Raw genomic sequence first — 22,796 nt, 5'->3', positions numbered from 1 at the left:
CTCGTCACCCGGTCACAGGGGCGATGACGAGGGTGGCGTTGTGGCCGCCGAAGCCGAACGAGTTCGACACGACCGGCCCGGTGACGTCGCGAGCCGAGCCGTGCACCACGTCGATGCTGATGCCGGGGTCGGTGCGCTCGTGGTTGGCGGTGGGCGGCACCTTGCCGTCGCGGGCGGAGAGCAGGCTGCCGACGGCCTCGACGGCGCCGGCGGCGCCGATGAGGTGGCCGGTGACGCCCTTCATCGAGGTCACCGGCGGCGGGTCGCCGGCGAAGACCTTGACCAGGGCCTCGGCCTCGGCGGCGTCGTTGAGGGGCGTGGACGTGCCGTGGGCGTTGACGTGGCCGATGTCGGCGGCGCCCAGGCCGGCGTCCTCCAGGGCCAGCTCCATGCAGGCCACCGCCCCGCTGCCGTCGGGGGTGGGCGCGGTGATGTGGTGGGCGTCGGAGTTGCGCCCGTAGCCGAGGATCTCGCCGTGGATCCGGGCGCCGCGGGCCACGGCCAGGTCCCAGCGCTCGAGGACCAGGAAGCCGGCGCCCTCGCCCATGACGAAGCCGTCCCGCTCGGGGTCGAACGGGCGCGAGGCGCGCCGCGGGTCGTCGGCCCGGCCGCTGAGCGCCCCCATGCGGGCGAAGGCGGCCATGGCGACGGGCGTGATGGCGGCCTCGGCGCCACCGGCCAGCACGACGTCGGCCGAGCCGTCGCGGATGAACCGGAGCGCCTCGCCCACGGCGTGGGTGCCCGCCGCGCAGGCGGTGGCGATGCAGATGTTCGGGCCCTTCCAGCCGTGGCGCATGGCGATGGTGCCGGCGGTGGCGTTCGCCATCATCATGGGGACGAGGAACGGGCTGACCCGGGTGGGCCCCCGCTCGAAGAGGACCTTCTCCTCCTCCTCCTGCGTCCACAGTCCTCCGACCCCGGTCCCGGCCACCACGCCGCACCGGTTGGGGTCGATGCCGAGCTCGCCGGCGTCGGCCAGCGCGTCGGTGGCCGCCGCGAAGCCCAGCTGGGTGACGCGGTCGGCGCGGCGGGCCTCCTTGTGGCCGAAGTAGTCGGCGGGGTCGAACCCGGCCACCTCGCAGGCGAACGCCACCGGCTGGTCGGAGGCGTCGTACCGGGTGATCGGCCCGGCGGTGGGCCGGCCCTCCAGGACGGTCGCCCAGAACGAGGCCAGGTCGTTGCCCGCCGGGGTCTTGACGCCCAGGCCGGTGACCGCCACCCGCGGGCGGCCGCGGTGGTCCGTGGTTCCCTTGCTCACGTGCCCACTTGGAGCTTGCCGAGGACCACGTCGACGGCCTGGCCGACCGTCTCGATCCCGCCCAGCTCCTCCTCGGGGATCGTCACCTCGAAGCGCTCCTCGAGCGCCATCACCATCTCCACCAGGTCGAGGCTGTCGGCGTCCAGGTCGTCCTTGAAGCGGGCGTCCTCCACCACGGCGCCGGCGTCGACGCCCAGCACCTCCTTGGCGGACTCCTGCACCGCGGTCAGCACATCGGCTCGTTCCATCGTCGATTTCCCTTCAGTCTCGATCTCGGTCCTGCATGAAGAACGTCAATGACCCATACCCAGGCCGCCGTCGACGGGCACGACGGCTCCCGTGACGTAGGCGGCCCCCTCGGAGCACAAGAAGGCGACCACCGCGCCCACCTCCTCGGGGGCGCCCATTCTCCCCAGCGGCACGGCTGCCGTCATTTCCGCACGGCGGTCCTCGCCCACCGCGTCGATCATGGCGGTGGCGATGGGCCCGGGAGCGACCAGGTTCACGGTGATGCCCCGCGAGCCCAGCTCCCGGGCGAGCGAGCGGGTCAGCCCGATGAGCCCGGCCTTGGTCGCCGCGTAGTTGGCCTGGCCGGGTGCGCCGGTGGAGCCGACCACCGAGCCCATGTTGACGATCCGGCCCCACCGGCGCCGCACCATCCCCGAGGCGGCCCGCTTGCTCACCCGGTAGGCGCCGTCCAGGTTGGTCGCCACCACCGAGCGCCACTGCTCCTCGCCCATGCGCAGGAGCAGCCCGTCGGCGTTGATGCCGGCGTTGTTCACGACGATCTCGACGGGGCCCAGCGCCTGCTCGACCTCGCCGAACGCCGCGTCCACCGACGCCGGGTCGGTGACGTCGACGTGCACGGCGACCCCGCCCAGCTCGGCGGCCGTCTTCTCGGCCGACTCGCGGTTCCCGCCGTAGCCGACGGCGACCCGGTGCCCGTCGGCGGCCAGCGCCGCCGCCGTCGCCCGGCCGATCCCGCCCGAGCCGCCGGTGACCAGTGCGACCCGGCGGGCGCCCTCGGCGCTCGCCCCGGGCGGCGTCACGCCGGCTCGCCGTCCCAGCGCAGCAGGGCGCTGGCCCACGTCATGCCGGCGCCGAAGCCCGACAGCAGGACCACGTCGCCCCGCCTCAGGCGGCCCGCCTCGGACGCCTCGGCCAGCGCCATGGGGATGGACGCGGCCGACGTGTTGCCGTACCGGTCCAGGTTGACCGCCGTGCGCTCGACGGGGATGCCGAGGCGCGAGCAGCTGGCGTCGATGATCCGCACGTTGGCCTGGTGGGGCACGAAGAGGGTGACGTCGTCGGAGCCGAGGCCGGCCCGCTCCAGGGTGACGGCGGCCGAGTCGACCACGATCCGCACCGCCCGGCGGAACACCTCGCTGCCCTCCATGCGCATGTAGCGGTCGCCCACGGGCACCTCGAGCAGCGGGGCGGCGGAGCCGTCGCAGCCCAGGTCCCAGGCCAGCAGGCCGGCGTCGGGGTCGGCCGGCGGGCCGACCACGGCCGCCCCCGCGCCGTCGCCGAACAGGATGCGCGTGGCGCGGTCGTCGGGGTCGGTGATGCGGGTGAGGGTCTCGGTGCCGATGAGCAGGGTCGGCTGGCCGGCGCCCATGCCGGCCGACGCCACCAGCCCGTACACGAAGCCGGCGCAGGCGGCGCCCACGTCCAGCGCCCCGCAGCGCAGCCCCAGGGCCTCCTGGACGAGGGCGGCGGTGGACGGCAGGACCTGCACCGGTGTGCAGGTGGCGACCATCACCAGGCCGATGTCGCCCGGCGTGAGGCCGGCGTCCTTGATGGCGGCGGCGCCGGCGGCGGCGCCGAGGGTCGCCGAGGTCTCGTCCGGCCCGGCGACGCGCCGCTCGCGGATGCCGGTGCGCTCGACGATCCACGAGTCGCTGGTGTCGAGCATCTGCTCGAGATCGGCGTTGGTGAGCCGGGTCTCGGGCACGGCCATGCCGAGGCCGAGGATGGCGACGGCCAAGTCAGTGCACCCGCAGCCAGGCCACCGGCTGGTTCTCGCGCACGCGCTCGCCGGCGTGCGCCATCATCCCGAGGAGCCGGCCGGTGAAGGCGCTGCGGACGGGCACGGTGCGGCCGCCGACCTCGACCACGCCCACCACGTCGCCCTTCCGGACGACCTTGCCCTCGGGGGGCGGGGCGTCGTCGACGGGGCGGAAGACGCCCAGGGCGGGCGCCACGATCACCCGCTCGGGCACGCCCAGCTGTTCACCGTGCGACAGGATCGTCATGCCCGGGCCTCCACGAGATCGTCGGTGCCGCGAACGTGCACATCGGGAGCGATCCGCCTGGCCAGGCCGGCCAGCGTGCTCCCCGGTCCCACCTCGACCAGCTCGGTGGCGCCCAGGCGCACCAGCGTCTCGACCGACTCCCGCCAGCGCACGGGGCGCACGAGGTGGTCGGCCAGCCGGGTGCGCCATCCGTCGCCGTCGCTGTACGCCCGGGCGTCGCCGTTGGAGACGACCGGAGGGCCGGACGGGCGCAGCGGCGCCGTGGCCAGGTCCTCAGCGAACGCGGCCCGGGCCTCGTCCATCAGGGGCGTGTGGAACGCCCCGCCCACCTGAAGGCGGGTGGTGCGGCGGACGCCGGCGGCGGGGGCGGCGACCACGGCGGCGTCGATGCCATCGGGCGTGCCGGCGACCACGATCTGCCCGGGGGCGTTGTCGTTGGCGACCCAGCAGGCGTCGGGCGCGGCGGCGCACACCTGCTCGGCCTGCTCCGGCCGGGCGCCGAGGAGGGCGACCATCCGGCCTTCCCGGCGATCGGCGGCCCGTTGGGTGTGCCGGGCCCGGCGGGCGGCCAGGCGGATGCCGTCGTCGAAGGGCAGGACGCCCGCCGCGATGAGGGCGGTGACCTGGCCGAGCGAGTGGCCGGCCAGGGCGACCGAGTCCCCGAGGTCGTGGCGGGCCCGCTCCCACGCCATCAGCGAGGCCAGCAGGACGGCCAGCTGGGCGTCCTCGGTGCGGTCCAGCGAGGCCGCCGGGTCGAGGAGCAACGGCGACAGCGAGCGGTCGAGCACGCCCTCGGCCCGCTCCACGATCGACCACGCGTGGTCGTCCCGCCACGGTGCGCCCAACTCTGCCCTCTGGGCCCCCTGGCCGGGGAACATGACGCCTACAGGCACGCGGTTCGACCCTCTCCGTTGAACGGCTGGTTCCCCGTACGACCCCCGCCGTTCGCGGATCGTTACACGTTTCGTTCGAATCATTCGAGAACGGGGTATTAACGTGCGCCCGTGCCCGAACTGCGGGTCGACGAGCTGGCGGCGGCGGCGGGGGTCACGGTCGACGTCGTGCGGTCGTACCAGTCCAAGGGCCTCCTGCCCGCGCCGCGCCACTCCGGGCGCGTCGCCCTGTACGGCCCTCGCCACCTCGAGCGGCTCCGGACGATCCGCGAGCTCATGGAGCGGGGGCACTCGCTGAAGGCCATCGCCGTCATGCTGTCCGACCCGTCGGGCGGGCGCGCCGGGCCCGCCGGGCGCGAGGTCACCGCCGCCGCCGACGACGAGCGGCTCACCGTCAACCAGGTGGCCGATCGCGCCCGCGTCCCGCCGTCGCTGCTGCGGTCCCTGGAGGCGTCGGGCCTGCTGCGGCCCCTGCGGGCGGACGGGGACTGCTACTACACGCCGGCCGACGTGCGGGCCGTGCGCATGGTCCTCACCCTCGTCGGCGGCGGCGTCCCCCTGGAGGACTTCATGCGGGTGGCCCGCACCCAGATCGACGCGGCGGCGGCGGTGGCCGAGGGGGCCGTCGAGCTGTTCCTGCGCTACGTCCGCCAGCCGCTCCTCGACGCCGACCTGCCGGCCGAGGAGGAGGCGGCGCGCCTGGTCAGCGCCCTCAAGGCCATGCTCCAGGCCGCCAACGGCCTGGTGTCGTACAGCGTCGAACGGATGATGCTGAACCTGGTGGAGGCCCGCATCGAGTCGCTCGGGACGGGCGAGGAGCGCGAGGCGCTGCTGCGGGAGGTGGCCGGCCACCGGGCCGGCGCCGGCGCCCGGGTCGACCCCGGCGAGGTGCCGGCCCGGGCCGTCCCGTGACGGGGGCGGCGCCCGACCCGTACGTGGCGCTGCTGCCGCACCGCCCGCCGTTCCGGTTCCTCGACTCGGTGGAGTCGTGCGAGCCGGGGCGGTCGTGCCGCGGGCGCTACCGGGTGACGGGCGACGAGGCGTTCCTGGCCGGCCACTTCCCCGGCAACCCCGTGCTGCCGGCGGTGATCCAGCTGGAGGCGCTGGCCCAGGTCGGGGCCGTGGCCCTGCGCGCCCACCCCGACCACGCCGACCGCCTCCCGCTGTTCGGCGGCCTCGACAAGGCCCGCTTCCGCCGCATGGTGCGCCCCGGGGACGAGCTGGTGCTGGAGATCCTCATCGAGCGCCTGAGCATGCGGGGCGGGTGGGGCGACGCCCGGGCCACGGTGGACGGCAGGGCCGTGTGCGACGCCCGCATCCTGTTCACCTTCGCCGCCGGCGGGTAGCGCCCCGGCCGAGGTTCCCGGGTGACGCCGGGCACGCCTTCACCGGCGTGAACCTCGTGCCGGGGCCCGTTCGTCCCGCGCCTACCGTGAGGGGATGGCGAGGCAGCTCGAGGAACTGATCGAGACACCCGAGGTGGCGCCGCCGCCCGACGTGGGCGAGGCCCCCTACCTGAACCGGGAGCTGTCGCTGCTCGACTTCCAGGAGCGGGTGCTCGCCCTGGCCGAGGACACGAAGCTGCCCCTGCTGGAGCGGGCCAAGTTCCTCGCCATCTTCGCCAGCAACGTGGACGAGTTCCTCCAGGTGCGCGTCGCCGGCCTGAAGGACCAGGTCGCCGCCGACATCTCCACGCCGTCGCCGGACGGGATGACGCCCGTGCAGCAGCTGGCCGCCATCCGTGAGCGCCTCACCGGCCTGGTGGAGCGGCACGCCAAGGCCTTCGTGGACAGCGTGGCGCCCGCCCTGGCCGACGCCGGCATCCGCCTCTCCGACCTCGGGTCGCTGGACGACGACGACAAGAAGCACGTCGACGAGGTGTTCGACGACGTGTTCCCCGTCCTCACGCCGCTGGCCGTCGACCCCGGCCACCCGTTCCCGTACATCTCCAACCTGTCGCTGAACCTGGCCGTGATGGTGCGGGACCCGGTGACCGGCGAGCGCCGCTTCGCCCGGGTCAAGGTGCCGCCCCTCCTCCCCCGCTTCGTGGTGATGCCCGACGGCGAGCAGTTCGTGCCGCTGGAGCAGGTCATCGCCGCCCACCTCGGCTCGCTGTTCCCGGGCATGGAGATCGAGTCGCACGACGCCTTCCGCGTCACCAGGAACAGCGATCTCGCCGTGCCGGCGGACGACGCCGAGGAGGCCGACGACCTCCTCGCCGCCGTGGAGATGGAGCTGCGCCAACGCCGCTTCGGGCAGGCGGTGCGGCTGGAGGTCGAGGCCCGGATGCCCGACGAGATCCGCCGGCTCCTCCAGCGCGAGCTGGAGCTGGAGCCGGACGACGTCTACGCCGTGGAGGGGCCCCTCGGCCTCGACGGGCTGTGGGCCCTGTACGACCTGGACCGCCCCGACCTGAAGGACGAGCCGTGGCACGCCGTGACCCCTCCCGAGCTCGACCCCGGCGACGACGACAAGCCCGACGTGTTCGGGGCCCTGCGCACCGGCGACATCCTCGTCCACCATCCCTACGACTCGTTCACCACCACCGTGGAGGCGTTCGTCCGCCAGGCCGCCGCCGACCCCAGGGTCCTGGCGATCAAGCAGACCCTCTACCGGACATCGGGCGACAGCCCCATCGTGAAGTCGCTCATCCGCGCCGCCGAGCGGGGCAAGCAGGTGGCGGCCCTGGTCGAGCTGAAGGCCCGCTTCGACGAGCAGGCAAACATCGCCTGGGCCCGCGCCCTGGAGGAGGCGGGCGTCCACGTCGTCTACGGCCTGGTGGGGTTCAAGACCCACAGCAAGGCGCTGCTGGTGGTCCGCCAGGAGGAGGACGGGATACGCCGCTACTGCCACGTCGGGACGGGCAACTACAACCCCAGGACGGCGCGCATGTACGAGGACCTGGGCCTGCTGTCGTGCGACGACGAGCTGGGCTCCGACCTCACCGACCTGTTCAACTTCCTCACCGGTTACAGCCGCCAGCACGAGTACCGCAGGCTGCTGCTGGCGCCGACCCAGCTGCGCGCCCGCATCGTGTCGATGATCGACGGCCAGCACGGCGGCGACGGCGGCGGCGGCGGGCGCCCGCCGGGGCGCATCCGGATCAAGGTCAACAGCCTCGTCGACCCCACCGTCATCGACGCTCTGTACCGGGCGTCGGCGGCCGGGGTCCACGTCGACCTCATCGTGCGCGGCATGTGCTGCCTGAAGCCGGGCGTCCCCGGGCTCTCCGAGAACATCCGCGTGCGGTCCATCGTCGGCCGCTACCTGGAGCACTCGCGGATCTTCGCCTTCGGCGACGGCGACTCCCGCCCCGTGCGCTACCTGATCGGCTCCGCCGACCTGATGCCCCGGAACCTCGACAAGCGCATCGAGGTGCTGGTCCCGGTGGAGGACCCGGCGCTCCGGGACCGGCTCCGGGAGGTCCTCGACATCGCCTCGTCCGACGACGCCCTGGCGTGGGAGCTCGGCCCGGACGGCCGGTGGGCCAAGGTCGCCACCACCGACGGGGTGGACTGCCAGGCCGTGCTCCAGCGCAAGGCGCTCGAGCGGGCCCGCCGGCGCCACGGCGCCGACGCCGACCGCTGAAGCACCGGTGGCCGTCCTCCTCGTCCGCCACGCCGTCGCCGAGGACCGCCACCGGTGGGCGGGCGACGACGACGGCCGGCCCCTCACCGGCCGGGGCCGCGCCCAGGCGGAGGCGCTGGTCGGGCAGCTCCGGGCGCTGGCGCCCACCGACGTGGCATCGAGCCCGTCCCTGCGCTGCGTGGACACCGTGGCCCCGCTGGCTGCGGCCGCCGGCCTGGCGGTGCGTCCCGCCGAGGCGCTGGCCGAGGGGAACGGCGGGGCCGCCGCCGACCTGGTCCGCTCGCTCCTGGCGGCGCCGGGGACGGCCGTGCTGTGCACGCACGGCGACGTCGTCCCCGAGGTGCTGGACGCCCTCGGGGTCGGCTCGGGCGGCCGCTGCCAGAAGGGCTCGACGTGGGTCCTCGACGCCGGCGACGACGGTGGCGTGCGGGGCCTCTACCTGCCGCCGCCGGCGTGACGGCGCCCTACGAGGTGCGCGCCGCCGGCGGCATCGTGTGGCGGGTCGGCGACGGCGGAGCTCCCGAGGTGCTCCTCGTGCACCGCCCCAAGTACGACGACTGGACGATCCCGAAGGGCAAGGCGGAGCGGGGGGAGGCCGACTCGGCGTGCGCCCTGCGCGAGGTGGAGGAGGAGACCGGCCTGCGCTGCGAGCTGGGCGCGCACGCCGGCGATGTGGAGTACGAGGACCGCGAGGGCCGGCGCAAGATCGTGCGCTACTGGGAGATGCGCCCGCTGGACGGGGCGTTCCGCCCTCATCGCGAGGTCGACGAGGTGCGCTGGGTGAGCGTCCCCGACGCCGTCCGGCTCGTCTCCTACGAGCGCGACGTGCCCGTGCTGGAGGCGTTCGCCGCCCGTCACGAGGGCTGAGGGCGCGGCAGCAGCTGGTCGACCAGGCGGGGCACCGCCTCGGGCTCGAAGGGCTCGTGGAACAACAGGCGCCGGACGATGATGGGGCCGACCAGCGCCTCCGCCAGCAGCCCGACGTCGGTGCCCGCCCGGACCTCGCCGGTGGCGACGCCCTCGGCCAGCAGGCCGATCATGACCTCACGCCGCTCGCAGGTCAGCCGGCGATGGATGTCGAGCACCGCGGGGTCGCGCTCGGCGGCGTCGATGATCGCCGGGAGGCACCGGGACCACGTGGAATCGGCCAGGTTGGTGGCCACCTGCTGGAGCAGCGCCACCACCCGATCGCGGACGGGGCCGCCGGTCGGCAGGGCGAGCTCCGACCTGAGAACGCGCACGGCGTCCTCCACCACGGCGAGCTTCCCCGTCCAGTGACGGTAGATCGTGCTCTTCCCCACGCCGGCGCGCGCCGCCACCGCCTCGATGGTGAGCCCGCCGTAGCCCACCTCGCCCAGCAGCTCCAGGGCGGCGGTGAGGACGACGCGCCGCGAGCGCTCGATGCGGGGGTCGGGCTCGCGAGGCAGCGGCGTAGCCACGGCTCAGGCGACGTCCCAGGCGGCCTCGGGAGCGACGGGAGTCCCGGCCGTAGCCACGGCCGCCTCCTCGGCCCGGCGGCCGAACACCAGGGCGACACCGACGGCGGCGGCCAGGGCGAACAGTGCCGCGATCCAGCTCACCGAGTTGAAGGCGTCGGTAAACGCCGCCCCCGCCCGGGCCGCCAGCTCGGCACCGCCGGGGACTCCTCGCGCCATCAGGTCGTCGGCGATCACCGTGGCGGCGCCGACCGACTCCTGGGCCGCCTCGGCGACGGGCGGCGGCAGCGGCAGGGCGCCGAGGTCGATCGACGACCGGTACACGGCGCTGCTGATGCTGCCCAGCAGGGCGATGCCGAGCGCGCCCCCGACCTCCCGGGTGGTGTCGTTGACCGCCGAGCCGACTCCCGCCTTGGCCGACGGCACGGCACTCATGATGCTCCCGGTGGCCGGGGCCGCGGTGAGGCTCATCCCGGCGCCGAGCAGCACGAGGGCCACGGCGAGCAGGAGGTACGAGGTGTCGGTCCCCACGAGGGCGAGCACGGCGAACCCGGCGGCCACCAGCAGGAAGCCGGCGGACATCACCGGCCCCGTCCCCACCTTCTCGGCCAGAGCGGCGCTGCGGGGTGCCACCGCCACCAGCATGAGCGCCAGCGGGAGGGTGGAGAGGCCGGCGCTGAGGGGCGAGTAGCCGCGCACGAACTGGAGGTAGAGGGTCAGCAGGAAGAACAGGCCGAACATCACGAAGAAGGCGGCGGTGACGACCGCGCTCCCGACGCTCATGCGACGGTCCCGGAACAGGTCGAGTGGGAGCATCGGGTGGCGCGTCCGCCGCTCCCAGGCCACGAAGCCCACCAGTCCGACGACGGCCACCACGAAGGCGCCGGCCACCGACGCGCTCGTCCACCCCCGCTCGGGGCCCTCGATGATGCCGAACACCAGCGCGCCGAGGCCGACGAGGGACAGGAGGGCGCCCACGGGGTCGAGCGGGGTCACCTCGGGGTCGCGTGACGTGGGCGAGAAGAACGCCACGGCGGCGAGCACGGCGAGCACGACGGGCACGTTGGCCAGCACGGCGGAGCCCCACCAGAAGCGCTCGAGCAGCGCCCCCGACACGATCGGGCCGAGGGCACCGCCCGCTCCGGCGAAGCCGGCCCACATGGCGATCGCCTTGCGGCGCTCCTGGGGCGGGAAGATCGTGGCGATCAGCGACAGGGTGGCCGGCATGACGAAGGCGGCGCCCATGCCGGTGACGACCCGGCCGGCGATGACCTGGGTGGAGCTGGTCCCGATGCCGGCGACGACGGCGCCCGCGGCGAACACCACCAGGCCGAACATGAGCGCCTGCTTGCGGCCGAAGCGGTCGCCCAGCGCCCCCGCCGGCAGCAGGAGGGCGGCGAAGACGAGGGCGTAGGAATCGATGATCCACTGGAGGGCGCTGGCCGACGCGTCCAGGTCGCGCTGCATGCTCGGGAGGGCCACGTTGAGCCCGGCCACCGACATGACCACCATCACCAGCGACAGGCACATGATCCCGAGGAGGAACCACCGCCGGCGGTGGATGACGGGGTCCTCGTGGAGCGGGCCGTCCGTCGTGCGAGCTCGGGTCACGGATCGTCCTTTCGGTCGAGGGCGGGCTCGGCCACTTCAGGACTAGCACGTATCGCTGCGAAACGCTAGCGTTTCACTCGCTCCGGTCCCGGTCCCGGTCCCGGTCCCGGTCCCGGTCGCGTCGCCCCCGGCGACCGGGGGGAGACGAGATCGGCGCCGTCGCCGGCCGCCCCGAGAACCTCCCCCGCGCCCCGCCGGGCGCGCCCGGGAGCGAGAACCTCGGCTTCGCCGGGCGCCCACCGCACGAGCGCCCAGATCGACGCCTCCTCGGCCACCGCCTCGGCTCGGTCGAGCCGCATCCTCGTCCGGCGGCGGCGGTCGCGGCGGCTGGCGTTCGACTCGGGCACGGCGGCTCCGATCCGCGCCGGGGTCGGTTCCGGTCGCTGCGCCGGACGGTATGCAGCCGAGGTGTCCGGGCCTTCGACGGCCGGTGAACGCCGGCCCAAGTTCGGGTGGAGATCCGCCGCCGGCGGCGGCACCCCCGGGCGTCACCGAACGTTCCGCTCCTGTTCACCGTTCCGTGGTGGTTGCGCGACCACCGGCGAGGCAGGGTGGCCGGCCGTGGACACCGTCGCGCCCCATCTCGAAGCGTTGATCGAGACGCCGGCGCCCGTCCCGTCCCCCCCGATCGAGGAGCCCCCTTACCTCAACCGGGAGCTGTCGCTGCTGGCCTTCCAGGAGCGGGTGCTGGCCCTCGCCGAGGACGGCTCGCAGCCGCCCCTCGAGCGGGCCAAGTTCCTGGCCATCGTGGCGGGCAACGTCGACGAGCTCTTCCAGGTGCGGGTCGCCGGGCTGAAGGACCAGTTGGCGGCCGGCGTCGACACGGCGTCGCCCGACGGGCTCACGCCCGCCGAGCAGCTGCGGGCGATCCGCGACCGGCTCACCGGCCTGGTGGCGCGCCACTCCCGGGCGTTCCTCGACGGCGTGGTGCCGGCGCTGGCGGGGGCGGGCATCCGCCTGGTGGACTGGGAACAGCTCGACGACGACGACAAGAAGCACGTCGGGGCGGTGTTCGACGACGTCCACCCGGTCCTGACGCCCCTGGCCGTCGACCCGGGCCACCCCTTCCCGTACATCTCCAACCTGTCGCTGAACCTGGCCGTGATGGTGCGGGACCCGGTCAGCGGCCAGCGCCGCTTCGCCCGCGTCAAGGTCCCGCCCGTGCTCCCCCGGTTCCTGGCCATGCCGGACGGCGAGCGGTTCCTCCCCCTGGAGCAGGCGATCTCGGCCCACCTCGACTCGCTCTTCCCCGGCATGGTCATCGAGTGCCACTTCGCGTTCCGCGTCACCCGCAACACCGACCTCACCCTCCAGGCCGACGCCGAGGAGGCGGACGACCTCCTCGCCGCCGTGGAGATGGAGCTCCGGCAACGCCGGTTCGGCCAGGCCGTCCGCCTGGAGGTCGACGCCACGATCTCGCGCGAGGCCCGGTCGCTGCTGGAGCGGGAGCTGGAGCTCGGCCCCGAGGACGTCTACGAGGTCGCCGCCCCCCTGGGCCTGGGCGGGCTCTGGGCGCTGCACGACCTCGACCGGCCCGACCTCAAGGACGAGCCGTGGGCCGGGCTGACCCCGCCCCCCTTGGCCGACGACCGGCCCGACGTGTTCGCCGCCGTGCGCCGGGGCGACGTCCTGGTGCACCACCCCTACGAGTCGTTCACCACCACGGTCGAGGCGTTCATCCGCCAGGCCGCCGCCGACCCGGCCGTGCTCGCCATCAAGCAGACGCTGTACCGCACGTCGGGCGACAGCCCCATCGTGGAGGCGCTCATCCGGGCGGCCGAGCGCGGGAAGCAGGTCTCGGTCCTCGTCGAGCTGAAGGCGAGGTTCGACGAGGAGGCGAACATCGCCTGGGCCCGCGCCCTGGAGGAGGCGGGCGTCCACGTGGTCTACGGCCTGGTCGGCTACAAGACGCACAGCAAGACCGCACTGGTCGTCCGCCAGGAGGAGGACGGCATCCGCCGCTACTGCCACGTGGGCACGGGCAACTACAACCCCAAGACGGCGCGCACCTACGAGGACCTGGGGCTGCTCTCGAGCGACGACGACCTCGGCGCCGACCTCAGCGACCTGTTCAACTTCCTCACCGGCTACAGCCGCCAGCAGCGCTACCGCAAGCTCGTGCTCGCCCCGACGCAGCTGCGGGCGCGCATCATCGACCTCATCGACGGCGAGTGCGGAGGTGAGCGCCCCGGGCGCATCCGCATGAAGGTGAACAGCCTGGTCGACCGCCCGGTGATCGACGCCCTGTACCGGGCGTCGGCGGCCGGCGTGCGGATCGACCTCGTCGTACGGGGCATGTGCTGCGTGCGGCCCGGCGTCCCCGGCCTCTCCGACAACATCCGCGTCCGTTCGATCGTGGGGCGCTACCTCGAGCACTCGAGGATCTTCGCCTTCGGCGACGAGGCCGCCGGGCCCGTGCGCTACCTCATCGGGTCGGCGGACCTCATGCGGCGGAACATGGACCGGCGCATCGAGGCGCTGGTCCCCGTCGAGGCCCCCGAGCTGCGGGACCGCCTGGGCGAGATCCTCGACGTTCTCCTGGCCGACGACGTCCTGGCCTGGGAGCTGGACGGCGACGGCCGGTGGCGCAAGGTGGAGACGGTCGCCGGCGTGTGCTGCCAGGCGGTGCTCCAGGAACGGGCCCGGGCCCGCGCCCGGCGACGCCGCGACGCCGACGATTGAACCGGCGGGCCGGTTCAGGAAGGGCGGCCGTGGCGGGCCAGGGCGGCGTTGTCCCAGCCCGGCGTGCCCGTCACGTCGCGGGTGCACCACGCGGGGGGCGTGAAGCGGCGGGCCTCCTCCTCGGACGCGAACTCGACCTCGGCGGTGCACAGCCCGGACAGCGCTCCCTCGTAGACGTCGACGTCGGCCACCCGCTCGCCGACCCGGACCCGGTGGCGCACCTTCTCGACGCGTCGCCCCTCCGTGAACGGCCACAGGGCCTCCGCGGCGGCGACGCCGATCACCACCTCGACCTCGGTGCGGCGCAGGCCGCGGCCGGCCTTCACCGTGAGCGTCGCGTCCGCCCCGGCGATGCGGACCCGGACCTGAACGTCGCCGTCCTCGGCCAGATACCCTTGCCGCAGGCGCACGCCGGGGCCCAACCCGTCGGAGGGCGGTTCGTCCACCACGAACTTCCGCTCGATCTCCGTCGTCACGGCACCAAGCATGCGCCATCCGCCGCCGGCGGCGGAAGTCGCCCGACCGCCGGACATCCCGTGCCCGAGTGAACCCCACCGCCTTCACCTCCTCGTCGTCGAGCCCGTCGGGCGTGCTCGACGCGCTGGCCGCCGCCGGGTTCGAGATCGGTCCGCCACGGGCGCTGCGCCGCACGGTGGTCGACACGTTCGACGGCCGGCTCCACCGCGCCGGCCTCCGTCTCGAGGTGCGGGGCGCCGGGAACGGGGCGGAGGTGGTGCTGGACGACGGCCGGTCGTCGCCCGCCCGCGCCCCGGCGGCCACCGCGCCGCGACGAGCCGCCGACCTCCCCGCCGGGCCGCTCCGCTCCCGCCTCGGCCCGGTCCTCGACGTGCGGGCCCTGGTGCCGCTGGCCACGGTCACGGCCACCGTGCGCCCGGCGGTGCGGCGCGACGCCGAGGGAACGGCGCGGGTCACGGTGGACGTGCACGACGACCTGGCGGTGGACGGGGCCCCGGTGGGGCCGCCGTGGGCGGCCGAGCTGCGGGCGGGCGCCGGGTACGCCAAGGACGCCGCCTCGGCCCGCGCCCTGCTGCGGTCCCTCGGGCTGAAGGCCGGCGCCGGCGACGTGCTCGACCAGGCCCTGGCGGCCGCCGGCGTCGCCCGCCGCGGCTTCACCGGCTCGCCCACCATCGCCCTGGCCGCCGACGAGCCCGCCCTCCCCGCCTTCCGCCGCGTGCTCGCCAACCTGATGCTCGCCGTGGACGCCAACTGGCAGGGGACCGTGGACGACGTCGACCCCGAGTTCCTCCACGACCTGCGGGTGGCCGTCCGCCGCACCCGCTCCGTGCTGGCCCAGGGCCGGCGGGTGCTGCCCGCCGACGTGCGGGCGACGTACCGGGAGGCCTTCGGCTGGCTGGGCGGGGTCACCGGGCCGTCCCGGGACCTCGACGTGTACGGCATCGAGTGGGACCGCTACGTGGGGCCGCTCGGCCCCGACGTCGCCGCCGACCTGGAGCCGGTCCGCCGCCACATCGAGAGCCTGCGGTCGTCGGCCCACGCCGAGCTCTCCGACGTGCTCCGCTCCGAGCGCTACCGGGAGGTGACCGACGGCTGGCGGGCGTGGCTGGCGGGCGCCGGGCCGGTCGCCGGGGCGGGGAGGGACGCCGGGCGGGCCATCGGCAAGGTGGCCGCCGGGCGCATCCGGGACGCCCAGGCCCAGGTCCTCGAACGGGGCCGGGGGATCTCGGCGGCGACGCCGGCCGAGGAGCTGCACCAGCTTCGCAAGGATGCCAAGAAGCTGCGCTACCTGCTCGAGTGCTTCGGCGGGCTCTACGCGCCGGCGCCGCGCAAGGCCTTCGTCCAGCGGCTGAAGGCCCTGCAGGACAACCTGGGGCAGCACCAGGACGCCGAGGTGCACGTCGCCCAACTGGAGGAGATCGCCGCCGGGTTGCCCGAGGGCAGCCGCGGCCCGGCGACGCTGGTCGCCCTGGGCCGGCTGAGCGAGAGCATCGACCGGGCCCGGCGGTCCGCCCGCCAGGAGTTCGCCGGGCGCTTCCGCTCCTACGACACCAGGGCGACGGCCCGCTCCCTCGACGCGCTGCTCGACTCGTCGCCGTGACCGCGGTCCTCGCCACCTACAGCATCAAGGGGGGCGTCGGGAAGACGACCTCGGCGGTGAACCTCGCCTACGAGGCGGCCCGGGCCGGCGCCCGGGTGCTGGTGTGGGACCTCGACCCGCAGGGCGCCGCCAGCTTCTACCTGCGCGTGCGCCCCCGCGTGAAGGGCGGCTCCGAGCGGCTGGTGACCAGGGGCGGGCTCGACCGCCACGTCCGGGGCACCGACGTCCCCGCCGTCGACCTGGTCCCGGCCGACTTCTCCCTCCGCCACCTCGACCTCCACCTGGACGGGACCAGGCGGCCGACGGAGCGGTTGGCCGCCCTCCTCGCCCCCCTCGCCCCGGCGTACGACGTCGTCCTCCTCGACTGCCCGCCCAGCATCTCCCTGGCCAGCGAGGCGGTGTTCGGCGCCGCCGGCGGCCTCGTCGTCCCGGTGGTCCCGACGACCCTGTCGTCCCGCACGCTGGCCCAGCTGGCCGGGTTCCTGGAGGGCCAGCCCGGGGCTCCGCAGCTGCTGCCCCACTTCGCCATGGTCGACCGCCGCAAGAAGCTCCACCGCGACCAGCTGGAGGCGCTGGCGGCGGCGTGGCCCGCCTTCCTCACCACCGTGATCCCGAACGCCAGCACGGTGGAGCGCATGGGCGTGGAACGGGCGCCGGTGGGCGCGTTCGCCCCCGCGTCCGCCGCCGCCCGCGCCTTCCGCCAGCTGTGGGCGGAGATGGCGGCCCGACTCTGGCCGTGACCATCCCCCCCGCGCTCTAAAGGAGGGTGGCGGCCAGCGAGGCGAGCGGGCTGCGCTCGCCCTCGGTCAGGCGGATGTGGCCGAACAGCGGGCCGCCCCGGCCGCTGCCGAAGGCGGCCGTGAGCACCGACATGGCGTTGTTGTCGGCCGAGAGGAAGGGGGCGTCGATCTGGCTGGTGTCGCCGGTGAACACCACCTTGGTGCCCTCGGCCGCCCGGGTCAGGACGGTCTTGGCCACGCTCGGCTCGAGGTTCTGGGCCTCGTCGACGAGCACCCAGGTGGCGTGCAGCGAGCGGCCCCGCAGGTAGGTCACCGACTCCATCGTGAGGCGGCCCTCGGCGGTGATCTGGGCCAGGATCTCGTCGGCCGCCGCCTTGCGCCGCCCGTCGCTGACCGCCACCACCGCGTCGTGGATGGCGCCCATCCACGGGTCCAGCTTCTCGTCGAGCGTGCCCGGCAGGAACCCGAGGTCCTGGCGGCCGACGGCCACGACGGGCCGGAAGATCGCCATGCGCTCGTAGCGGCGGGACGACGGGTGGTTCCACACCTGGTCGAGACCGGCGGCGATGGCGAGGAGGGTCTTGCCCGTGCCCGCCGGCCCGTCGAGGGCGACCACGGAGACCTCGGGGTCGACCAGCAGGTCGAGGGCGAGCCGCTGTTCCACGTTGCGGGGCCTCAGGTCGAACGCCTCGACGTTGGGGCGCAGGACGTGGAGCGCGTCACCCCGGCGGCGGGCCAGGGCCGACTGCTGCCCGGCCCGGAGCACGGCGAACTCGTTCTCCCCCAGCCCGTCGGCGCCCGGCACGTCGGCGACGGCGAGGTGGCGCTCGGCGAACAGGCGGTCGATCATGGGCCCGTCCAGGCCGGCGATGGTGTGCCAACCCGGGGAGTCGCTGTTACGCCCGTAGGCGGGGACGGGGACGTACTCGCGGGCGGCGAGGCCGAGATGGGCGGCCTTGATCCGCAGCGCGGCGTCGTTCGACACCACCTCGACGGGCCCGCCCTCGCGCTGGATGCCGAGGGCGGCGGCGATGATCCGGTTGTCGGGCACCGCCAGGTCGAGGTGGTGCCCGAGCGCCGGCCCCGGGTCGAGGCCGTTGAGGACGACGGCCAGGGTGCCGGAGTGGTCGAGCGTGACGGGGTCGACGAGCGATCCCCCGGCCGCCACCCGCAGGGCCTCGATGCGGCGGAGGGCGTCCCGGGCCGCCGCACCGACGCCGTCGGGACGCCCCTTCAGCCCGTCCAGCTCCTCGATCACGGTGAAGGGGATCCGGACCGCGCACCCCTCGAACTCCCCGATGGCCCCCGGATCGGCGACCAGCACCGAGGTGTCGACGACCACCGTCTTGGTCACGGGCGCGACGGCGCGGAGGTCCATCGGGTCACCATGCCAGCCCGGCTGGGCCAGCGGGTGGACGCCGCCGCGTGCGGCGCGCGAGGTCATCCCGCGTCGGGACCTGTGGAGGCGCGTGCCCGCGGCCGGCCCCTGCCGTCGTCCGGCCCGGGCCGGAACGACGCCGCACCGTGCGGCGGCGCCGTCTCCGATCCCCTCGGTTCGTTCGATGCCGCCGGAGAGCCGGGCGCCGGTGGGGTGCGCCCGGCCCTCCGAGGTGGTGGCCCGCCGCCGGCGGTGACCGTAGGAGACGCCGGTGCCCGCCCGTTCGCCGGCCGGTGAACGAGCCGGGAACAGGCGGTGGAGGTCCTGGCGCGCCGGCGGGGGTGCCGAACCCGGTCCATGAGGACGGGCCCGTCCCTACAGGACGCCCTGCCTCCAGGGGCCGGTGACGGCGAAGGTGATCCCCGGGCTCTGGATGTTGAGGAACAACCAGTTGCCGTTCTTCGGCTCGAAGGTGGCGCCGCACCACTCGGAGCCGGTGAAGTCGGTGCTCGTGTACCCCCTGGCCGCCCGCACCTCCTCGGGGAGCACCACGGCGTTCTGGGCGAACCTGAAGATCTCGCCGCCCGGCGTGAGCCCGTGCACGAACTCGAGCCCGCTCCCGTCCTCGCACAGCACGACGCCGCCGCGCGGGCTCACGCACACGTTGTCCGGTGCGTTGAGCACGTTGGCGTCGGTCGACGCGTAGACGGCGGTGAACGTCTGCGCCGCCGGGTCGAGGGCGAACACCTGGCCCTGGCTCACCGGGCCCCCGTTGGTGGCGACCACGTAGACGACGCCGTTGCCGTACCAGGCGCCCTCCCCGCGGCTGATGCGGGCCGCACCCTTGGGCTGGACCTGCTGCCACGTCGAGGGCTGGCCCGGTGCCCAGTCGGCGACGTCGACCGCGACCCACTCGGCGACGGTGTCCGACGTGCCCGTCGCCCACGGCTTGGTGTCGGTGGTCGAAGCCAGGCGCATGGCCTCGAGGTCGCCCCCCTGAGCCAGGTCCGCCGGGACCACCGGCCGGAAGCGGTACAGCGCCGACGACGAGGCGTCCTCGGTCAGGTACACGAACCCCGTGGCCGGGTCCGTCGCCGTGGCCTCGTGGGAGAACCGGCCCATGGACCTGAGCGGGACCGGCGAGCCCACGCCGTCGGCCGGGACCTCGAAGACGTAGCCGTGACGGACGCCGCCCACGACGTCGGTGGTCTCCTCGCACGTCAGCCAGGTGCCCGCCGGCGTGGGGCCGCCGGCACAGTTGCGGATGGTGCCCGTCAGGCTGGCCCAGCTGTCCACCAGCTCCCCCTTGTCCGGGTCGAACACCAGCGTCGTGGTGCCGCCGCCGGCGGCCGGGTCGTAGGTGAGCGACGGCCCGGCGAACGGCGTGGCGCGCCCGCGCTCGTGGTTGCGGACGAGGTGGACCCGGTCCCCGACCCGGAACGCGGCCATGCCGTCGTGGCTGCCCGGCGTGGGCGTCCCGTCGGACATGGGGTCGTGGGTCCAGCCGAAGCTCAGGTACTCGAAGCCCCGGGGCAGCATCAACAGCTCCAGCCCCGTGGTCTGGTCCCGTGCCGGGTGGAGCGGGCCGTAACCGGCGTCCCCGGAGACCTTCGCCCCGGCAACGCCGGCACGGCCCGGCGTCGCGCCCGCCGCCCGCCGGGCGAGGGCGCCGAACGGCCCGATCGCCGCCCCTGCCGCTCCGGCCGCCAGCGCTCCCCGGAGGAAGCCCCTCCGGTCGACACCCGCGGCCTGCTCCTTCGTCTGACTCACATGCCCTCCTCGGTCTCGTCGGCCCGGGCGAAGCTAGGGGCCGGAGTTGGCTCCGAGATGGCCCGGCCGTGGCCGGCGGGAGACGATTCCCCGAACAGTCGGGCGACGCCGTCAGGCGCCGCGGCGCTCCCGCCACCGAGGGGGCAGCTCCACCGCGTCCACATGGAGACGGCGGCCGGTGACGTCCTCGAACAGGGCGCGCTTGCGGCGCGCGCCCCACAGCTCGAGGTCGGCGTCGCTGGTGGCGTGCACCCGGAGCTCGACGCGTTCGTCGTCGATTGAGACGTCGATCGCCTCGACCGCCCCGGCGTGCGCCCGGTCCAGCCCGTCGGCCACCTGGAGGAGGGCGGTGAGGAACCGCACCGCCGGTCTCTCGTCGGGGTCGATGTTGGCGTACGGCTCGAAGGAGGGCTTCGGTTCGCCCTGGCGGTGGTAGCGCCCGAGGGTCGCCAGCACGAGCACCTCCTGGGGCGAGAACCCCCGGAGGCGGCCGTGCTGGATCAAGTACGCGGTGTGCTTGTGGTGCCCCTCCCCGGAGACGTGCTCGCCGATGTCGTGGAGAAGGGCGGCGTGCTCCAGGAGCTCGCGGTGGTGCTCGGACAGCCCGTGCAGCTCGGCCGTCTCGTCGAACAGGCGCAGGGCGAGCCGGGCGACCTGGCGGGCGTGGTCCTCGCGCCAGCGGCAACGACGGCACAGGTCGAGCACCGACTCCGTCCGCATGACCCTCGGGTCACCGGCGGCGTCACCGTCCCCCGCCGCATCGAGCGCGTCCAGCACCATGCCCTCGCGCAGCGCCCACTCGCCCACCACCATCTCGTCGAACCCGAACAGCTCCAGGGCGACCAGGGCCAGCAGCGAGCCGGCCGGCACCAGCTCGGCCCGGCGGGCGTCCAGCCCCGCCATCTTCCGGCGTTGCGACGCGGTCTGGGCGACGAGGTCCTCGTGGAGCGACTCCAGCGCCTCTCGGGCGACGTGCAGCTGGTTGACCGAGATGGGGACGGCGCCCGTCTCACGGGCAGCCGTCATCTTGGCCAGGTCGCAGAACGTGCCGCTCGTGCCCACCAGCAGCGTAGGGCCGAACCCGCCGACCTGCTCGGCGAACGGCTCGAGCACGGACACCATGCGCTTCCTCAGGCGCTTGAGGTCACCGGGCTTGGGCGGGTCGTTGCGGACCAGCTCGGCCGTCAGGCGCCCGACGCCCAGCTTCACGCTGGTCGCCCAGTGCAGCGCCGCGACGTCGCCCACCACGATCTCCAGGCTGCCTCCGCCCAGGTCGAGGCACAGCGCCGGTCCGGGCTCGATCAGCACGCTGGCCTGGACGGCCCGGAAGATCAGCGCCGCCTCCTCCCGCCCGCTGATGACCTTGACGTCCACACCCGCCTCCGCCCGGAAGCGCTCGACGAGGGCGGCGCCGTCCTCGGCCTCGCGGATGGCGGCGGTGGCGCAGGCGACGATCTCGCTGACGCCCGCCGCCTCGGCCAGCGCCCGGAAGCGCCGCACCGCCTCGAGCGCCCCCTCGCTCGCCCCCTCGCCCAGCCGGCCGGTGCGGGCCACCACCTCGCCCAGGCGCAGCATCTCCTTCTCCCGCAGCACCGGCACGAACGTGCCGTCGGGGCGCGACTCGGCCACGAGGAGGTGGAACGAGTTGCTGCCCAGGTCGAGGGCGGCGATGCGCACACCCAACGGTACGGGAGGCGGCGACGGGCCCGGGGGTGCCGACGTGAACGTCATCGGAACGGGCGCCGAACTCCCCGGGCGTGACACGTCGGTTTCATCCAGACGTCATTTCCCCGCCGACCCGAGGCCACACCCGCGCCACCACCCGCCGGTAGCGTCGCCGGGACGGTCGCGTCTCCCGCCGGCCCACGACCCGGCAGGAGGGCGGCCCAGGTCCCGGCGGCAGCCGGCGTCACCGGCCGGCTGCCGCCCCCCGGACGGCAGCCGGTGCAGGCCTCGCGGTCGCGGTCCGGTCCGCGGGCGCCTTCGATGTTCAACCGCCGTTCACCTGGCGTCCATCCGCCGGTGTGCCCCCGGTCAGGGCCGTTCCCTACGGTACGGGGCGAGGGACCGCGACACGGACCGGCCGTGCGACGACCCACAGGAGGGCTCTTCCGACCATGAGGCGATCGAGTGCGGGATTCGTCCGGGTGCTGGCGGCGGCGGCCGCGGCGGCGCTGGTGCTGGGAGCCTGCGGAGGCGACGACGACGCCGCAGGCGACGCCGCCGGCTCGGGGTCGGGAGCCGAGCTGTCGGGTGCGATCACCATCGACGGGTCCTCGACGGTGGCGCCCGTCAGCGAGGCCATCGCCGAGGAGTTCCGCACCGAGCAGCCCGGCGTGGACGTCTCCGTCGGCACCTCCGGCACCGGGGGCGGCTTCAAGAAGTTCTGCAACGACGAGATCGACATCGCCGACGCGTCCCGCCCGATCAAGGACGAGGAGGTGGCGGCGTGCGAGGCGGCCGGCGTCGACTACACGGAGTTCCGGGTCGGCCTCGACGGGCTGGCCATCGTCACCTCGGCCGAGAACGCCTTCCTCGAGTGCCTGACCATCGAGCAGCTGGGCACCATCTTCAAGGAGGGCGGGGCCTCCACCTGGGACCAGGTCGACCCGAAGTTCCCGGCCGAGAAGATCGCCATCTTCGCCCCGGGGACGGACTCGGGGACCTACGACTTCTTCGTCGAGGAGGTCCTGGGCGCCCCCGACGACGAGGGGAGCCTGAAGGCCCGCACCGACTACACGGCGTCGGAGGACGACAACACCCTCGTGCAGGGCATCAAGGGTGAGAAGAACTCGTGGGGGTACTTCGGTTTCGCCTACTTCACCGAGAACGAGAGCGTCCTCAAGGCCGTCGAGGTGGCGGGCGAGGACGGCACCTGCGTGGAGCCCAGCGACGAGACCGTCGAGTCCGGCGACTACCCGCTGAGCAGGCCGCTCTTCATCTACGTCAAGAACTCGGCGCTGAGCCGTCCGGAGGTGCAGGAGTTCGTCCGGTTCTACCTGGAGACGACGCCCGAGCTGATCACCGACGTGGGCTACACCCCGGCTCCTGCCGAGGACTACGAGAAGGGCCTCGAAGCCCTCGAGTCGGCGGGCTAGTCCCGCTGGC

21 protein-coding genes are annotated in these 22,796 nt (G+C 74.5%); 9 read left to right on the top strand and 12 right to left on the bottom strand.

The window, feature by feature from the left end:
* Window positions 1-4 precede the first annotated feature (4 nt).
* Genes fabF through VM242_09625 form a run of 6 tightly spaced genes read right to left on the bottom strand, consistent with a single transcriptional unit; the run spans window position 5 to window position 4,406 of the window.
* Complete coding sequence (gene fabF, locus VM242_09650) at window positions 5-1,258, bottom strand: beta-ketoacyl-ACP synthase II (protein HVM05426.1); 1,254 nt, start codon at window positions 1,256-1,258, stop codon at window positions 5-7.
* Window positions 1,255-1,506, bottom strand: coding sequence for an acyl carrier protein (gene acpP / locus VM242_09645; protein ID HVM05425.1), 252 nt, complete (start codon window positions 1,504-1,506; stop codon window positions 1,255-1,257). Before acpP ends, fabF begins: the two co-directional genes overlap by 4 nt.
* 45 nt (window positions 1,507-1,551) lie before the next feature.
* A complete protein-coding gene (gene fabG / locus VM242_09640; GenBank protein HVM05424.1) occupies window positions 1,552-2,307 on the bottom strand; it encodes a 3-oxoacyl-ACP reductase FabG in 756 nt (251 codons plus the stop codon).
* A complete protein-coding gene (locus tag VM242_09635; protein HVM05423.1) occupies window positions 2,304-3,245 on the bottom strand; it encodes a beta-ketoacyl-ACP synthase III in 942 nt (313 codons plus the stop codon). The genes fabG and VM242_09635 overlap by 4 nt, the downstream gene beginning before the upstream one ends.
* Before the next feature lies 1 nt (window position 3,246).
* A complete protein-coding gene (locus VM242_09630; protein HVM05422.1) occupies window positions 3,247-3,513 on the bottom strand; it encodes a hypothetical protein in 267 nt (88 codons plus the stop codon).
* Window positions 3,510-4,406, bottom strand: coding sequence for an ACP S-malonyltransferase (locus VM242_09625; GenBank protein ID HVM05421.1), 897 nt, complete (start codon window positions 4,404-4,406; stop codon window positions 3,510-3,512). Before VM242_09625 ends, VM242_09630 begins: the two co-directional genes overlap by 4 nt.
* 111 nt (window positions 4,407-4,517) lie before the next feature.
* Between VM242_09625 and VM242_09620 the strand changes: the two genes are divergently transcribed.
* The 5 genes from VM242_09620 (at window position 4,518) to VM242_09600 (ending at window position 8,861) form a co-directional block, all read left to right on the top strand.
* The gene (locus tag VM242_09620; GenBank protein ID HVM05420.1) at window positions 4,518-5,318 is read left to right on the top strand and encodes a MerR family transcriptional regulator; all 801 of its coding nucleotides are present in this window, start codon (window positions 4,518-4,520) and stop codon (window positions 5,316-5,318) included.
* Entirely contained in the window at window positions 5,315-5,752 is a 438-nt protein-coding gene (gene fabZ, locus VM242_09615; protein ID HVM05419.1) for a 3-hydroxyacyl-ACP dehydratase FabZ, read from the top strand. The genes VM242_09620 and fabZ overlap by 4 nt, the downstream gene beginning before the upstream one ends.
* A 94-nt stretch (window positions 5,753-5,846) precedes the next feature.
* Complete coding sequence (locus tag VM242_09610; GenBank protein HVM05418.1) at window positions 5,847-7,994, top strand: RNA degradosome polyphosphate kinase; 2,148 nt, start codon at window positions 5,847-5,849, stop codon at window positions 7,992-7,994.
* 7 nt (window positions 7,995-8,001) lie between these two features.
* Complete coding sequence (locus VM242_09605; protein HVM05417.1) at window positions 8,002-8,451, top strand: histidine phosphatase family protein; 450 nt, start codon at window positions 8,002-8,004, stop codon at window positions 8,449-8,451.
* On the top strand, window positions 8,448-8,861 hold the full coding sequence (locus VM242_09600; GenBank protein HVM05416.1) for an NUDIX hydrolase: 414 nt from the start codon (window positions 8,448-8,450) through the stop codon (window positions 8,859-8,861). Before VM242_09605 ends, VM242_09600 begins: the two co-directional genes overlap by 4 nt.
* Here VM242_09600 and VM242_09595 read toward each other — a convergent pair.
* Both VM242_09595 and VM242_09590 read right to left on the bottom strand, forming a co-directional pair.
* Entirely contained in the window at window positions 8,849-9,433 is a 585-nt protein-coding gene (locus VM242_09595) for a TetR/AcrR family transcriptional regulator (protein ID HVM05415.1), read from the bottom strand. The two genes, VM242_09600 and VM242_09595, sit on opposite strands and share 13 nt — an antisense overlap.
* 3 nt (window positions 9,434-9,436) lie before the next feature.
* Entirely contained in the window at window positions 9,437-11,041 is a 1,605-nt protein-coding gene (locus VM242_09590) for an MFS transporter (GenBank protein HVM05414.1), read from the bottom strand.
* Between the two features lie 561 nt (window positions 11,042-11,602).
* Here VM242_09590 and ppk1 point away from each other — a divergent pair.
* The gene (gene ppk1 / locus VM242_09585; protein ID HVM05413.1) at window positions 11,603-13,723 is read left to right on the top strand and encodes a polyphosphate kinase 1; all 2,121 of its coding nucleotides are present in this window, start codon (window positions 11,603-11,605) and stop codon (window positions 13,721-13,723) included.
* Between the two features lie 14 nt (window positions 13,724-13,737).
* Here ppk1 and VM242_09580 read toward each other — a convergent pair whose 3' ends face one another.
* Window positions 13,738-14,199, bottom strand: coding sequence for a CYTH domain-containing protein (locus VM242_09580; protein HVM05412.1), 462 nt, complete (start codon window positions 14,197-14,199; stop codon window positions 13,738-13,740).
* 68 nt (window positions 14,200-14,267) lie between these two features.
* Here VM242_09580 and VM242_09575 point away from each other — a divergent pair, with 68 nt between their 5' ends.
* Together VM242_09575 and VM242_09570 are read left to right on the top strand one after the other, a co-directional pair.
* The gene (locus tag VM242_09575; GenBank protein HVM05411.1) at window positions 14,268-15,800 is read left to right on the top strand and encodes a CHAD domain-containing protein; all 1,533 of its coding nucleotides are present in this window, start codon (window positions 14,268-14,270) and stop codon (window positions 15,798-15,800) included.
* A complete protein-coding gene (locus tag VM242_09570; GenBank protein HVM05410.1) occupies window positions 15,797-16,540 on the top strand; it encodes a ParA family protein in 744 nt (247 codons plus the stop codon). The genes VM242_09575 and VM242_09570 overlap by 4 nt, the downstream gene beginning before the upstream one ends.
* 16 nt (window positions 16,541-16,556) lie before the next feature.
* On the opposite strand, the gene VM242_09565 is transcribed toward VM242_09570, so the two are convergent.
* The 3 genes from VM242_09565 to VM242_09555 all read right to left on the bottom strand — a co-directional run bounded on the left by VM242_09565 (window position 16,557) and on the right by VM242_09555 (window position 21,365).
* Entirely contained in the window at window positions 16,557-17,918 is a 1,362-nt protein-coding gene (locus VM242_09565) for a PhoH family protein (protein ID HVM05409.1), read from the bottom strand.
* A 375-nt stretch (window positions 17,919-18,293) separates the two neighbouring features.
* Window positions 18,294-19,688 (bottom strand): alkaline phosphatase PhoX, encoded by a 1,395-nt coding sequence (locus tag VM242_09560; protein HVM05408.1) that lies wholly within the window; start codon window positions 19,686-19,688, stop codon window positions 18,294-18,296.
* Window positions 19,689-19,799: 111 nt separating this feature from the next.
* Window positions 19,800-21,365, bottom strand: a complete 1,566-nt coding sequence (locus VM242_09555) for a Ppx/GppA phosphatase family protein (GenBank protein HVM05407.1) — start codon at window positions 21,363-21,365, stop codon at window positions 19,800-19,802.
* Window positions 21,366-21,805: 440 nt separating this feature from the next.
* Here VM242_09555 and VM242_09550 point away from each other — a divergent pair, with 440 nt between their 5' ends.
* Window positions 21,806-22,786, top strand: coding sequence for a PstS family phosphate ABC transporter substrate-binding protein (locus VM242_09550; protein ID HVM05406.1), 981 nt, complete (start codon window positions 21,806-21,808; stop codon window positions 22,784-22,786).
* Window positions 22,787-22,796: the final 10 nt, after the last annotated feature.

The sequence above is a fragment of the Acidimicrobiales bacterium genome (genome assembly GCA_035540975.1).
GTDB lineage: Bacteria > Actinomycetota > Acidimicrobiia > Acidimicrobiales.
This window is presented reverse-complemented; position numbering and strand designations above follow the sequence as displayed.